Source organism: Enterobacter sp. 725m/11 (genome assembly GCF_011683705.1).
In the GTDB taxonomy this organism is placed as follows: Bacteria; Pseudomonadota; Gammaproteobacteria; order Enterobacterales; family Enterobacteriaceae; genus Enterobacter; species Enterobacter bugandensis.
The window spans coordinates 25,145-39,972 of record NZ_JAAQOK010000032.1; the positions used below are offsets into that span (position 1 = coordinate 25,145).

Annotated in this window: 9 protein-coding genes and 1 pseudogene; 6 read left to right on the forward strand and 4 right to left on the reverse strand. The window is 56.3% G+C overall.

Going from position 1 to position 14,828, the window contains the following annotated elements; genetic code table 11:
• Positions 1-238 precede the first annotated feature (238 nt).
• Positions 239-1,405, forward strand: a pseudogene (gene ompC / locus HBA26_RS14885) (porin OmpC).
• A 57-nt stretch (positions 1,406-1,462) separates the two neighbouring features.
• Here ompC and HBA26_RS14890 read toward each other — a convergent pair.
• Positions 1,463-2,326, reverse strand: coding sequence for an N-acetylmuramic acid 6-phosphate etherase (locus HBA26_RS14890; protein ID WP_126345780.1), 864 nt, complete (start codon positions 2,324-2,326; stop codon positions 1,463-1,465).
• Positions 2,327-2,491: 165 nt separating this feature from the next.
• Between HBA26_RS14890 and HBA26_RS14895 the strand changes: the two genes are divergently transcribed.
• Positions 2,492-4,108, forward strand: a complete 1,617-nt coding sequence (locus HBA26_RS14895) for a sensor histidine kinase (protein ID WP_126345781.1) — start codon at positions 2,492-2,494, stop codon at positions 4,106-4,108.
• Positions 4,105-4,824: a two-component system response regulator DcuR gene (gene dcuR, locus HBA26_RS14900; RefSeq protein WP_028013719.1), complete on the forward strand. Its 720-nt coding sequence runs from the start codon at positions 4,105-4,107 to the stop codon at positions 4,822-4,824. Before HBA26_RS14895 ends, dcuR begins: the two co-directional genes overlap by 4 nt.
• Here the strand turns inward: dcuR and HBA26_RS14905 are convergent.
• Positions 4,805-5,767 carry an FAD:protein FMN transferase gene (locus HBA26_RS14905; RefSeq protein WP_063437814.1) on the reverse strand — a complete coding sequence of 321 codons (963 nt, stop codon included), beginning with the start codon at positions 5,765-5,767 and terminating at the stop codon, positions 4,805-4,807. The genes dcuR and HBA26_RS14905 overlap by 20 nt on opposite strands.
• Before the next feature lie 58 nt (positions 5,768-5,825).
• Positions 5,826-8,606, reverse strand: a complete 2,781-nt coding sequence (locus HBA26_RS14910) for a flavocytochrome c (RefSeq protein ID WP_126345782.1) — start codon at positions 8,604-8,606, stop codon at positions 5,826-5,828.
• 610 nt (positions 8,607-9,216) lie between these two features.
• Here HBA26_RS14910 and HBA26_RS14915 point away from each other — a divergent pair.
• Positions 9,217-10,725 carry an anion permease gene (locus tag HBA26_RS14915; RefSeq protein ID WP_208298181.1) on the forward strand — a complete coding sequence of 503 codons (1,509 nt, stop codon included), beginning with the start codon at positions 9,217-9,219 and terminating at the stop codon, positions 10,723-10,725.
• 53 nt (positions 10,726-10,778) lie between these two features.
• A complete protein-coding gene (fumA, locus tag HBA26_RS14920) occupies positions 10,779-12,428 on the forward strand; it encodes a class I fumarate hydratase FumA (protein ID WP_063942263.1) in 1,650 nt (549 codons plus the stop codon).
• Here the strand turns inward: fumA and HBA26_RS14925 are convergent.
• Complete coding sequence (locus tag HBA26_RS14925; protein ID WP_126345783.1) at positions 12,417-13,310, reverse strand: LysR family transcriptional regulator; 894 nt, start codon at positions 13,308-13,310, stop codon at positions 12,417-12,419. The genes fumA and HBA26_RS14925 overlap by 12 nt on opposite strands.
• A 106-nt stretch (positions 13,311-13,416) precedes the next feature.
• Here HBA26_RS14925 and HBA26_RS14930 point away from each other — a divergent pair, with 106 nt between their 5' ends.
• Entirely contained in the window at positions 13,417-14,715 is a 1,299-nt protein-coding gene (locus HBA26_RS14930) for a serine hydrolase (protein WP_126345784.1), read from the forward strand.
• Positions 14,716-14,828: the final 113 nt, after the last annotated feature.

Sequence of the window (14,828 nt, forward strand, 5' to 3'; positions counted from 1 at the left end):
ATAAAATAAATTTAAAAATAGAACCCCGAAATACTTAATAATAATTACCCGCAATACTTTCAAGCGATTAATTCATTTGAAAAATAAAGAGATTTTTGGAAATATCTTGTAATATTTTCACTGGTTTAATTACATTTATTTTTGAACCAAATTCACGAGCCATAGAATAGTATCAGAAACGTAATTACGGAGGGTGATTACATATATTCATATAAATTATCTTTAAAGGGAATATATAATGAAAAGAAAAGTTCTGGCAATTCTTGTACCCGCATTATTAATGGCTGGCGCGGCAAACGCGGCTGAAATGTATAACAAAGACGGCAATAAAGTTGACCTGTACGGCAAGGTTGACGCGCGTCATACCTTCTCCGACAACGCGGGCGACGACGGCGACGAAACCTATGTGCAGATTGGTTTCAAAGGCGAAACACAGATTACCCGCGATCTGGTCGGTTACGGTCAGTGGGAATATAAAACCTACGCAAATGATACCGAAGACGCCGGGGATACCTCTTTCAACCGTCTGGCCTATGCGGGCCTGAAATATGGCGAATACGGTTCATTTGATTATGGCCGTAATTACGGCGTCGTGTATGACGTTGAAGCCTGGACCGATATGCTGCCGGTATTTGGTGGCGATTCCTACACCTGGACTGACAACTATATGGTTGGCCGTACCAACGGTGTTGCGACCTACCGTAATAATGATTTCTTCGGTCTGGTTGATGGCCTGAACTTCGCGCTGCAGTATCAGGGTGCTAACGAAGGCGCAAACGCTAACGAAGATCAGGAAGGCACCAAAAACGGTCACGACGACGTACGCTTCCAGAACGGCGACGGCTTCGGTATGTCTACCACCTATGACTTCGACTTCGGTCTGACGCTGGGTGCGGCGTATTCTTCCTCTGACCGTACCAACGATCAGGTTGCTTATGGTGCGGGCAACTATAACCGCTTCAGCAAATAAGCAGGCGGTGACCGTGCAGACGCATGGACCGTTGGCGCAAAATATGATGCTCAAGGCGTCTACCTGGCGATGATGTACGCGGAAACCCGCAACATGACGCCGTACGGCAGCGACGGCATCGCCAACAAAACGCAGAACTTTGAAGCCGTAGCGCAATACCAGTTTGACTTCGGTCTGCGTCCATCCCTGGCGTGGGTCTATTCCAAAGGCATCGATCTGGGCGGTAACGATTATCACCCACGCAATGGCTATGACTATGTAGACCAGGATCTGGTTAACTACATCGACCTGGGCATGACCTACAACTTCAACAAGAACTTCTCCACCTACGTTGATTATAAAATCAACCTGCTGGACGAAGATGACGCCTTCTACAATGACAACGGTATTGCAACCGATGACATTGTTGGCATCGGCATGATCTACCAGTTCTGATCCCTGAAAATACCAAAGCCCGCATTTGCGGGCTTTTTTGTTTCAAGGGACACTATTTTACGGCGCTTCCTGCAGCGCCACGCGGATAAACCCGTTATTCTGCGCCAGCAGCTCATGGGCTTTCCACGCATCCAGACCAGTCAGCACCATCAATACCGCGGTTTTACAGTGATGGTTACAGCTCTCCAGCGCGGCTTTTGCCTGCGCCCGGGTGCATCCCCCCGCTTCCATCACAATGGCGATTTGCCGTTCAGCCCATTTGGTATTGCTTGCCTCAAGATCCACGCGCAGGTTGCTGTAAACGCGCCCGGTGCGAACGGCCAGCGCGGTGGTAATCATCGAGAGGATCATTTTTTGCGCGATCCCCGCCCTGGTATTGCGATACCCGGCAACCACATCAGCCCCAAGCTCTGGGGCAATTACCATGCTTGCCAGCTGTGCTGCTTCACTTTGTGCATCACCGGTGATGACCGCAACCGGCGCTCCCAACGACCACGCATGCCGCATTGCCCCCCAAACCCACGGCGTTTTTCCGCTGACGGTCACGGCAAGCATCATATCGTGCTCATCAAATTTAATGGCCTGCAGATCAGCCACCCCGCGCTCGTAGCTCCCATCCCCCTCTTCTGCCGTCACGGCAAATACCGGCGTTTTACCCGGCGCATACTCATCTGCAGCCTGTTGTGCGATGCAGCCTGACGGGCCCGCGCCGACAATCACCAGACGGCCGCCGTGGTTGAGCGCCGAGGCGGCGTTATCCACCGCGCGGGCGATTGTCGTTAAGCAGGGGGTTATAGCAGCAGAAATGCGTGCATCTTCCTCGTGGATAACCTTCAGCATGTCCAGCGTGGACAATCTATCTATATTCATCGTGCTGGCGTGCCGTCTTTCCTTGACTGAACCGGTAAGCGTAATGCTCATAAACAGCCTCCTTATTATGAGTACCCACACACTATAAAGTGTTTTATATAGATGACATGCGAGTGGGGTCACGAAAAGAAGAGTAAATCGACGCTTTTACATGGCTTTAAGAAAAGCCCATCATCAGCGATAATCACTCCCTTTCTTAATCATCGCGGAGTGTTGATGAGCGATTTGCAGCCTTTCCCTCTGACGCGCAAGCGCCCCATGAAACTGTACACGCTGGTCACGTTGATGGTGTCCGCGATTATCGCCTCGGTGTTGCTGGTAGTTTTTGCGCTCTATTCCGTGCAGATCACCCGGGCGACCCGCGATGATGTAAAAGATACCGCTCTGGGCATCGCCCGCACGCTGGCCGACAGCCCGGAGATCCAGCGCGGCCTGATGCAGTCGCCGCAGGCCGACATCATTCAGCCCATCGCCAAAGCCGTTACCCAACGCAACGATCTGCTGCTTACCGTGGTGACCGACATGCGGGGGATTCGCTACTCGCACCCTAACGAGGCGCTCATCGGCCTGCATTTTATCGGCAACGATCTGGAACCCGCGCTGGAAGGCAAAGAGAATGTCTCGGTTAACCGCGGCGCCCTCGCCGAGGCGCTTCGCGTTTTCACGCCGGTCTATGACAGCCAGCACGATCAGATCGGGGTCGTCGTGGTCGGGATCTCCCTCAAAAAGGTGGAAGACCAGATAGCCCGCGGGCGGCTCAACGCGCTCTGGACGATTCTGTTCAGCATCTTTATGAGTTCGATGGCGATTTGGGGTCTGGTACGGGTCCTGAAACACATCCTGTTCGGGCTTGAACCTTACGAAATTTCCGCCCTGTTCGAACAGCGCCAGGCGATGCTGCAGTCGCTTCGCGAAGGGGTGCTGGCCGTCGACATTCACGGCAGCGTGACGATGATTAACCACGCTGCCAGAGAGATATTACTTCTTCCCTCCGGCAAGCAGACCGAAAACACCAGCGAGCCGCTGCTGGCAAGCCTGCGTGAGGTATCGAAAACCGGGGTTGCGCGTCAGGATCAGGAGATCAGCTGCAACGGACGACTGCTGCTCTGCAACATGGTGCCGGTCAAAAGCCAGAATCGGGTGATCGGTGCTATCAGCACCTTCCGCGATAAAACGGAAATCAGCCAGCTGATGCAGCGTATTGATGGCATGGTCAACTACGTCGACGCCCTGCGCAGCCACACGCACGAGTTTATGAATAAACTGCATGTGATCCTGGGCCTGCTGCACATGAAGCGTTACGACAAGCTGGAGGAGTACATCATCCAGACGGCGCATAATTACCAGACGGACATTGGCACGATCCAGAGCAAGGTAAAGTCCCCGGTCGTTGCCGGGTTCCTGCTGGGTAAAATCAACCGGGCGAAAGAGGCCGGCGTCACCCTGACGCTGGCGGATGAAAGCCTGATACCGGATACCGCCAGTGAAGAGCAGGTTGCGGTGCTGATCACCGCGCTGGGTAACTTAATCGAAAACGCGCTCGACGCGATGGCAGGACAGCAGGAAGGCGAGATTGGCCTGCTGCTGCATTATCAGAATGGCTGGCTCAGCTGCGAAGTCAGCGACGACGGCCCCGGCATTGATCCCACTCAGCTGGAGGCTATTTTTACTAAGGGGTTCTCAACAAAAGGTGAAAACCGCGGCGTTGGGCTGTTCCTTGCTCGCCAGCAGATCCAGAACCTGGGCGGCGATATTACCGTCGAGTCTGAGCCTGGCGTATTTACCCAATTTTTTGTTCACATCCCCTGGGATAGCGAGAGGAATATCGCGTGATAAATGTATTAATTGTCGATGATGACGCCATGGTAGCCGATCTCAACCGTCTGTACGTCAACCGTGTTGAAGGCTTCAGCTGCTGCGGCGTCGCCTCCACGCTCAATCAGGCCAGGGCCTTTATCAATAACCCCAGCCAGCCTGTCGATCTGGTGCTGCTGGACGTCTACATGCAGCAGGATAACGGGCTGGATCTGCTGCCCGATATTCGCGCGTCAGGCCGCCCGATTGATGTGATTATGATCTCCTCGGCCGCCGATGCCGCCACGATCCAGACCTCCATCCACTACGGCGTGGTGGATTATCTGATAAAGCCGTTCCAGTTCCCGCGCTTTGAAGAGGCGCTGAACGGCTGGAAGGCAAAGCACAGCCTGATGGGCTCGCACCAGTATTACGAGCAGGCGGACGTCGACAGGCTGATCCACGGCGGCGCGCCGGAGCTGGCGGACACTAAAAAATTGCCGAAGGGGTTAACGCCGCAAACGCTGCGCACGATTTGCCAGTGGATTGATGGCCACCCGGAGACGGAATTTTCCACCGACGATCTGGCTAACGCAGTCAATATCTCCCGCGTCTCCTGCCGTAAGTACCTGATTTGGCTTGCGCAGATCAACATTCTGTTCACCAGCATTCACTACGGCGCCACCGGGCGTCCGGTGTATCGCTACCGCTTACAGCCGGAACAGATCGGGCTGCTCAAACAGTACTGCCAATAACGCGGTAGCTCTCGTCCAGAAGGGTAAAACGGAAGTGGTGCATCGAGGAGATCACCACTTCTTTTGTTTTGGTCACAAAGATAGCTTCAATATCGGGGCGCGCGCGCAGGGCGGCACAGCCCTTTTCTACCCCCATGCCGTACATCAGCGTGGTCCAGATGTCGCCGTCAATGGAGTCTTTTGAAATGATAGTGACGCTCTCCAGCTCGTTGTCGAGCGGATACCCGGTGCGCGGATCGAGAATATGGTGATAGCGCTTGCCGTTCTGCTCGAAGTAGCGCTCGTACGTTCCCGAGGTCACCACGGAGAGGTTCTCCACCGTCATCGCACCGATAAGCGCATCACCGGCGAACGGTTTTTTTAGCCCCACGCTCCAGCCCCCTTCCGGCGAGCCTAACGTCTGGATGTTTCCGCCGAGGTTGATCAGCCCCAGCTCAGCGCCCTCTTTGCGCAAGTAGTCCCGCACCCGGTCGGCGATATAGCCTTTGGCGATGGCACCCAGATCAATCTCCATCCCCGATCTGGTCAGAAACACGCTGGTCTGCGCCTCATCAAGGATGACCTCCTCGGGCCGGGTTATCGCCAGCAGGGACGCAATGTCATCGGCAGGCGGAACGCTGTCTCCCTGAAAGCCAATCTTCCAGCGCTTCACCAGCGGGCCGATCGCCAGGTTAAACGCGCTGTCTTTTAGCATGCTTGCCGCTTTGGCACAGCGGATCAGTTCAAACACCGGACGACTGACGGCAACCGGATGCTGGCCCGCCGCATGGTTGATGTCCATCACCTGGGAATGCGCCCGGTTAACGGTGAGGAGATCTTCGTACTGTTTGATCAGGCGGAAAACGCGGGACGCGAGGGCTTCGTCATGGGAGAAGAGCTTCAGGAGAATGGGCGAGCCCATCAGAACGGCGGAGTAGCTGTAAACGCGATGGCTATCAGGCATTGCATGTGTCCTCAGATGTAGCCCCGGCAGGCACCGCGCCGCCGGGGAGACAGGAGCCTTACGTTCTTTTTGAGCGCATCGCCGCCTGATGTCCTGCAAGGGTACCAAAAATAATGATATCCGCCACCGCGTTACCGCCGATACGGTTGCCGCCGTGGATCCCCCCGACCACTTCACCCGCCGCAAACGCCCCCGGCAGTACGTTGTGGTTGCTGTCCAGCACGCAGGTTTCGGTGTTGATGGTCACGCCGCCCATGGTGTGGTGCACGCCTGGCGCAATCTGAATAGCGTAGAAAGGCCCTTCGTTGATGGGCGCACGCAGCGCGGTGGTACGACCAAAATCGTCATCGTGCTGTTTTTCAACGAAACCGTTGTAACGTTCCAGGGTCGCGAGGAAAGCGTGGTGATCCATACCGAGTGCTTCCGCCAGCGCTTTTGGCGAGCTGGCGCTGGTCACGAAGCCTTTCGCAATGTACTCATCCGCGGCTTTGTTTTTGGCACGTACATGCTCGTCAAAGACGATGTACGCGTATTTCTCCGGCAGCGCGATGATTGACGCCGAGACTTTATCGCGGGTCGACATTTCGTTGTAGAAGCGCTCCCCTTTCTGGTTGACCAGAATCGCCCCGCCCCCGCGGATGGATTCGGAAATCAGGTACGAGGTGTTCTGCTCAACGGTTGGGTGAATTTGGATTTCGCCCATATCCACGGTGCCCGCCCCGATGCGCTCCAGCAGCGCGATACCGCCGCCGGTTGCCCCTTTGTGGTTGGTGGTGACGAACCCTTCCAGATCCGGACGGTATTTGACGACCATCTGGCTGTTGGCGCTGAAGCCGCCCGTCGCCACGATCACGCTTTTCGCAGCCACGGTGACGGTTTCGTTCTCTTCAGTGGTCAGGCGAACCCCGGTCACTTCACCGTTCTCGAAGATGATGTCGCTGACGGAGGTATCCAGCATCACCTCGATGTTGCGTTTGTTGACGTTACGCACCAGGCCGCTGATCAGGTAGCCCCCCACCGCAGAGCCGTCTTTTGGACGGTGAGTACGGTCGATGCTCATCCCACCGGTGGTGGTGATGTCGTTCAGCATGATGCCTCGCGTTGCCAGCCACTCAATCGCCTGCGGCGCGTTCTCGACAAAGCGGCGCAGCAGTTCAGGGTTGTTCTTGTTGCCGCCGCCTTTCAGGCTTTCCTGGTAGAACAGCTCTTTGCTGTCCTGAATGCCCTTCACGCGCTGGAAGCGGGTTTCAGCGGCATTCATACCGGCAGAGGCTTTAATGGTGTTCCCGCCGATGGTTGGCATTTTCTCGACAATCAGCACGCTCGCGCCTTCGTCGTGAGCCTGAATCGCCGCCGCCAGACCGGCGCCGCCGCTACCGACCACCACCACGTCCACGCTGCGGGTTTCGTTCGGGTCCACGCCCTCTTCCGCTGCCAGCGCTTTGCTGGATTTCAGCATCGCTTTAGAGACCGCTTTTTTCACCGCTTCACTCTGGCTGGTGGCACCGGTGATGGCATCCACGTGCGGGGTATTGGCGTCCAGAATGCGGGTACGGATCTCTTCAAAGCTGGTGACGAACTCCACGTTATCGCTCGGGCCGGAGGCCAGCTCGATGTCCGCAATGCGGTCGGTTTCCAGACTGACGTTAATCACCAGTTCGTTCGCGTCGTCCTGCACCTTCTCGGTGAACATGCCCGGTTTGAATTTCGATTCGCCCATGCTCATGTCGCGGATCATCGCTTCCACCAGCGAGAAGCGCCACAGCGGTTCAGGAATGCTCAGTTCCTCGCGTTTGGTGCTGTCCATAAACAGCTCAAGGCTTTCACCCGCCGCGATGCGGTCGGTCCAGTCCGGGTAGGCAATGGTGGCGCGGCCAACGGCAATCAGGTCGTAACCGTGGTCCAGCGCTTCATTCACGTCTGACGCATTCACCACGCCGCCCACGCCCATCACCGGAACCTGCGCCAGGGTTTCAGAGCGCATCGCGCAGTATTTTTCGATCAGCGGCGTCGGGTCCTGGGTGTCGACAATGGACGGACGCAGAGTCGCGCCGACGGAGAAGTGCAGGTAATCCACGCCGCGCGCCGCCAGTTTTTCCAGCAGGTACATGGTGTCTTCAAAGCGGATGCCCGGCACTTCCAGCTCTTCAGGGGAGAAGCGGTAGCCAATAATAAACGCGTCGTCCGCGTACTGGCGCACCATTTTGTGGGTGATGTCCAGCACCGCCAGCGGGAACTTCGCGCGATTGTCGCGGCTGCCGCCCCACTCGTCGTCTCGCTGGTTAGAATTTGGAGAGTAGAACTGCTGAATCAGGTAGGTGTTCGCCCCGTGGATTTCCACGCCGTCAAAACCGGCCTGGATGGCGCGGCGCACGGCTTCACCAAACTTGCCGATCATGCCTTCCACTTCTTCGGCGGTCAGGGCAACCGGCGTTGCGGCACCGTCACGCGGCGCGGCTACGGCGCTTGGGCCAACCGGGGTACGGCCACCGATCAGTTTCGGATCAACCATGCGGCCACCGTGGTAGATCTGCAGCAGGGCCTTAGATCCTTTGGATTTAATGGCCTCGGCGATTTTCGCCAGCCCGGCGATTTTCTCGTCGTTATCAATACCAATTGCCCCCGGGAAGGCAAGGCCGAGATCGTCGACGAAGCAGCACTCCACGATGATGGTGCCAATGCTGCCGGAACGGGCCCGATAGTACTCCACCAGCTCGCTGGTGACGGTGCCGTCATAATAGCCGGTACAGGTGGTCATAGGGGCCATTAACAAACGGTTTTTCAGTTCAGTGCCATTCGGTAATGTGAAGGGGCTAAGAATGCGTTCGTTAGTGCTCATAATAGAAACTCCAAACTTTTAAAAATTGAGAATTCGTTATCGGATTGATTTTTTATTTCGTCGTTTTTTGCCGATGTCATGATATTAATATAATGATTTTTTTAGTTTCTAAAGTTATTACGTTAGTTAAAAAACTATTTAATCCCTGTGATAACACTAATAATACATTGGTGTTAGCGATTGTCATTCAGGCATTCACAATATTTTAAAATACGTTAAATAAAAAATGGTAAAACCATTTCACCATAAACCAAAAAAACCCTTTAAAATCAACTAGATGGCAATTATTAAAAATTCAAATTGTTACAGAAATGATAAAATAAACCCGCAAAAAAGATAATAACCACATACGCCAGAGTGGTTATTAATAAAAGCATAAAAATAACGCTGCAATTCTGTTTTTTTGATCTCGATCAATAGTCATGGCATTTAAAAGCGCAATATAAAAACATCATCATTTTTTAATTTAACGCACACAAAAAAGCGTTAAATCGCTATTACTGAAAATACAAAAACGCACCTTTAATAACTAAAAAAAGCAAAGAAACTTAAGAAAGCAATTTTGACTTTTCAGTGCGACCGAATTTTTGACAACTTAAGACGTGAAACTATGAATACAAAAACTGCTGTAACGCCCCCTGTGGCGAACCAGGCATCAAATGGAAACGCAAAACGTCTGCTGATGATGGCACTGCCCGTCATCGTCGCCGTACTGCTGCTGTTTGTTCCCGTTCCTGAAGGGCTGCCGCCTTACGCGTGGCACTACTTCGCCATCTTCGTCGGCGTGATCGTCGGTCTTATCTTCGAACCCCTGCCGGGCGCGGTGATCGGTCTGACCGGCGTGGTCGCCATTGCCCTGTGCAGCCAGTGGGTGCTGTTCAGCCCTGAACAGCTGGCTGACCCAAAATTTAAGCTGGCGGGCGCCTCCTTTAAGTGGGCAGTGAGCGGGTTTGGTAACTCCACCGTCTGGCTGATTTTCGGTGCCTTTATGTTTGCCGCGGGCTACGACAAAACCCGCTTCGGCCGCCGTCTGGCGCTGATTCTGGTGAAGTATCTTGGCCGTCGCAGCCTGACGCTCGGTTACGCGATTACGTTTGCGGACCTGCTGCTGGCACCGTTCACTCCGTCTAACACCGCGCGCAGCGGTGGGACCATCTACCCGATCATCGCTAACCTGCCGCCGCTGTACGGTTCAAAACCCAACGACCCAAGCGCGCGTAAGATTGGTTCTTACCTGATGTGGGTGGCGATCACCGCGGCCTGTATCACCAGCTCAATGTTCCTCTCCGCCCTTGCGCCGAACCTGCTGGCCCTGGCGCTGGTGAAAAGTACGGTTGGGATCGACACCTCCTGGGGGACCTGGTTCCTCGCCTTCCTGCCGCTGGGCATCCTGCTGATCCTGACCATGCCGCTGCTGGCCTACTGGTTCTACCCGCCAGAAGTGAAGGTGAACAACGAAGTGCCGCTGTGGGCGACCCGTGAACTGGAAAAACTGGGCAAACTGTCGCGCAATGAGATCCTTCTGCTGGTGTTCGTATGTTGCGCGCTGCTGATGTGGATCTTCGCCGCCGCGTGGATTGAACCCGCGATGGCGGCCCTGCTCATCGTCGGCCTGATGCTGTGGACCGGCGTGCTGGAGTGGAACGATATCACCGGCAACAAAGCGGCGTGGAACACCTTCGTCTGGTTCGCCACCCTCGTGGCGCTGGCGGATGGCCTCTCCTCTACCGGCTTTATCAGCTGGCTGGGTAAAGAAGGCGGCCTGCTGATGAGCGGTATCTCTCCGGGCGTGGCGACCATCGTCCTGCTGCTGGCGTTCTACCTGCTGCACTACCTGTTTGCCAGCACCACCGCGCACACCACGGCGCTGCTGCCAGCGATGCTGACCATCGCCTCCACCATTCCGGGCATGAATATGGAAGTGTTCGTTCTGCTGATGGTGACCTCGCTGGGCGTGATGGGGATCATCACCCCGTACGGTACTGGCCCAAGCCCGATTTACTACGGTAGCGGCTACCTGCCAACCAAAGACTACTGGCGCCTCGGCACCATCTTTGGTGCCATCTTCCTGGCGGCCCTGCTGCTGATTGGCTACCCGTGGATGTCCATGATGTTCTGATTCCTGACCGCCGGACTTCTCCTCCGGCGGTTTTATTTTTGTGGAGCAATACTATGTCGAATAAACCGTTTTTTTATCAGAACCCCTTCCCTCTTTCACATGACGACACCGAATACTACCTGCTGACCAACGAGCACGTCTCCGTTGCCGAATTCGACGGCCAGGAAGTGCTGAAGGTGGAGCCCGAAGCCCTGACCCTGCTGGCGCAGCAGGCCTTCCACGACGCCGCATTTATGCTGCGTCCTTCCCACCAGAAGCAGGTTGCCGCCATTCTTAACGACCCGGAAGCCAGCGAGAACGATAAGTACGTGGCCCTGCAGTTCCTGCGCAACTCGGAAATTGCGGCGAAAGGCGTGCTGCCAACCTGCCAGGATACCGGCACGGCAATCATTATGGGTAAAAAAGGCCAGCGCGTCTGGACCGGCGGCGGTGACGAAGCGGCCCTGAGCCAGGGCGTGTATAACACCTATATTGAAGACAACCTGCGCTACTCGCAGAATGCGGCGCTGGATATGTATAAAGAGGTGAATACCGGCACTAACCTGCCCGCACAGATTGACCTCTACAGCGTCGACGGGGATGAATACAAATTCCTGTGCATGGCGAAAGGCGGCGGCTCTGCCAACAAAACCTATCTCTACCAGGAAACCAAAGCGCTGATTACCCCGGCGAAGCTGAAAAACTACCTGGTTGAGAAGATGCGTACCCTGGGGACCGCAGCCTGCCCGCCGTACCATATCGCGTTTGTTATCGGCGGCACCTCAGCGGAAGCCACGCTGAAAACCGTGAAGCTCGCCTCCACCCGCTACTACGACGCGCTGCCAACCGAAGGCAACGAGCACGGCCAGGCGTTCCGCGACGTTCAGCTCGAACAGGAACTGCTCCAGGAAGCACAGAACCTCGGCCTCGGCGCGCAGTTCGGCGGGAAATACTTCGCCCACGATATCCGCGTGATCCGCCTGCCACGCCACGGTGCCTCCTGCCCAATCGGCATGGGGGTCTCCTGCTCCGCCGACCGTAACATCAAGGCGAAGATCAACCGCGACGGGATCTGGATTGAGAAGCTTGAGCACAACCCGGGTCAGTATATTCCGGAGTCACTGCGCCAGCAGGGCGAAGGCGACGTGGTGAGCATCAACCTGAACAAGCCGATGAACGAGATCCTGGCGCAGCTTTCCGCGCACCCGGTCTCTACCCGCCTGTCGCTGAACGGCACCATTATCGTGGCGCGCGACATTGCCCACGCGAAGCTTAAAGAGCTGCTGGATAACGGCGAAGCGCTGCCGCAGTACGTCAAAGATCATCCGATTTACTATGCGGGTCCGGCAAAAACCCCGGAAGGCTACGCGTCTGGCTCACTCGGCCCAACCACGGCGGGACGCATGGACTCGTATGTTGACCTGCTGCAATCCCACGGTGCGAGCATGATCATGCTGGCCAAAGGCAACCGCAGCCAGCAGGTAACCGACGCCTGCCATAAGCACGGCGGTTTCTACCTGGGCAGCATCGGCGGCCCAGCGGCGGTGCTGGCGCAAAACAGCATCAAGAGCCTGGAGTGTGTGGCCTATCCTGAGCTGGGTATGGAAGCGATCTGGAAAATTGAGGTGGAGAACTTCCCGGCGTTTATTCTGGTGGATGATAAAGGCAACGACTTCTTCCAGCAGATCCAGAACAAGCAGTGCAAAGGCTGTTCACAGCGCTGAGTGCTTCCATACGTCCGGCAGGAGCGACAGCGTTTCAGCGATCGTGCTGCGCTTGTCGCTCCCCGGCTTCCAGATGGTGACCATCGTCTGACCAATCCCCTGGCTGCCCACTTCGGTGTGCAGCCTTTTTACGTTTTGCCACTGACCGGCATGAAAATGCGTCGGTAAGAATCCCCAGCCGCAGCCGCGCTCCAGCAGACCGCGCAGCATCTCCGGTTCGTTGGTAAAGAGAGTATGCCCGGAGATCTGCAGGCGGCGCGCCACCGGCTCGTCCGAGGCGGGGTGCATGACGACCTGGGGTACCAGGGAAAGATCGAGCAGCGACAGTGGGGAAGCACTGTCCGCAAACAGCCCGCGGGCGGCATAAAAATCCATATCAATGGCGCCGAGGGCGCGCCACTCCATGTCATTGCCCACGCTGCGGTTGCGCGCCTGGCAGATGGCCAGATCCGCGTCGTTGTTCGCCAGCAGCCGTTCCGATTCATCCCTAGAGGTGCAGATAAGGCTCAGCCGGATGTTTCGCGCGGCCATTTCAGCAATCACCCCGTGCAGAAAGGCTCTGGGCGTAAAAGGATCGTAGGCCAGCGTCAGGTCCTGCGTGGCACCGTGCGGCACCTCTCTGGCAAACGCCTCAAAGGCTTTTACCTGCCGCATCAGCAGGTGCGCCTGGCGCTGAAGCTGTTCCCCTTCGGGCGTGAGCCGCAGGGTGCGGCCGTCGCGAATAAACAGCGCGTAGCCCAAGCCATCCTCAAGAAAATCAATCAGATCGCGAAGCGTCGTGCGGTCTTTCTTCAGCGCCACCGCGGCTTTACTCAGGCCCCCGTTCTCGGCCACGGCGGTAAATGCCTCGAGTTGTGCAAAAGAGTAAATCAGTCCCGCCACGCTACGCTCCCTCTGTTTTATAGGGGGATTTTCCCCCACTACGCGTTTTTTATTATAGCCCCGGGGTTTTTAAACTGAAGCCGTTCTTAACCTGAAAGAGACGGATATGAAAAACAGAAAAGTAAACCATGCCCTGCTGGCGGGCCTTGTCTTCAGCGCCCTGCTCTCCCCTGCGGCAGTGGCCGCCTGCAAAGGCACCGACCTTAGCGCCTGCCCTGCCCCCTTTGACGCCGCGCTGCCGGACACCCATAAGATGCTCACCTGGAGTCAGGCCGACCGCGTGGTGGGCTTTCGCAATGACTACCGCAACTACGCCGGGGATGTTTTCCGCCACGGTAGCGCCGTGGCGCTGGAAATGTCGGATAAGCCGCTCACTGACGCCTGGTATCAGGTCAACGGCAGGCGCTACGGCCTTCAGGAGTACCTTAAACGCCAGAACGTCAGCGGCATGCTGGTGCTGAAGGACGGCAAAATCGCCTGGAAGTACCTTGGAGAGGGCAACACCGACTCCACGCTCTGGACCTCGCGCTCGGTTGGGAAATCGGTGGTATCGGCGCTGGTGGGCGTGGCCCTCAAAGAGGGAAAAATTCACTCGCTCGACGACCTGGTCACGCGGTATGAACCCGACCTGAAAGGCACCGCGTGGGACGGCGTGACGCTTAAGCAGCTTATCACCCATACCTCCGGCGTGGCGTGGAACGAGGATTACACCAACCCTAAATCCGACTTCGCGCAGCTCACCGAGTGCGAGGCGAAGCCGGGTACCTATGACTGCGTGCGCAAGCTGGTGAAGGGGTTACGCAGGGCGCACCCGGCCGGAGAGAGCTGGTCTTACTCTTCGGGCGGCGCCTGGCTGCTGGGTGACGTGCTGGAGCGGGCCACCGGCATGACGCTGGCGGCCTATCTGGAGAAAAGCATCTGGCAGCCTTACGGCATGGCGAGCGACGGCGTATGGCATGCGTACAGCAAAGGCCAGCACGACGTTGGCGCGCACGGCTTTAACGCCACGCTGGAGGACTGGGGACGCTTCGGGCAATTTATCCTGAACAACGGTACGCTGCCGAACGGTAAGACCATCCTGCCGGAAAACTGGATTCGGCAGTCGTCAGACTGGACGAAGGCCAAAGGCTCGGTCTCTGACGCCCATCCCGAAGGGCTTTACGGCTATCAGTGGTGGAACAACGAAGTGCCCGCCAACGCCACGGGCGTAGAGCCGACGGCCCAGGATTCGCTGAAAGGTTCACTCTGGGCGCTGGGCATTTTCGGGCAGATGATTATGGTGAACCCGAAGGAAAATCTGATCATCGTCCAGTGGTCTACCTGGCCGCAGGCGGAACCGTCCTTCAGCGCCCAGCCGCTGGAAGCCTCTCTGATGTTTAGCGCGATTGCCAGGGCGCTGCGCTAAATGGCCTCCGCCGGGTAACGACGCGGTTACACGGCTCATTCTAAAACGCGCCTCTGCGCTACATCACAAAATCGCAATATCAGAGACTTACAGAATATTGGTGAATAAAAAGC

Excerpts from the sequence above, each read along its gene's own strand:
- HBA26_RS14930 (WP_126345784.1), top strand. The coding sequence starts at position 13,417 with ATGAAAAACAGAAAAGTAAACCATGCCCTGCTGGCGGGCCTTGTCTTC.
- HBA26_RS14915 (WP_208298181.1), top strand. The coding sequence starts at position 9,217 with ATGAATACAAAAACTGCTGTAACGCCCCCTGTGGCGAACCAGGCATCA.
- HBA26_RS14895 (WP_126345781.1), top strand. The coding sequence starts at position 2,492 with ATGAGCGATTTGCAGCCTTTCCCTCTGACGCGCAAGCGCCCCATGAAA.
- fumA (WP_063942263.1), top strand. The coding sequence starts at position 10,779 with ATGTCGAATAAACCGTTTTTTTATCAGAACCCCTTCCCTCTTTCACAT.
- HBA26_RS14910 (WP_126345782.1), bottom strand. The coding sequence starts at position 8,606 with ATGAGCACTAACGAACGCATTCTTAGCCCCTTCACATTACCGAATGGC.
- HBA26_RS14890 (WP_126345780.1), bottom strand. The coding sequence starts at position 2,326 with ATGAGCATTACGCTTACCGGTTCAGTCAAGGAAAGACGGCACGCCAGC.
- HBA26_RS14905 (WP_063437814.1), bottom strand. The coding sequence starts at position 5,767 with ATGCCTGATAGCCATCGCGTTTACAGCTACTCCGCCGTTCTGATGGGC.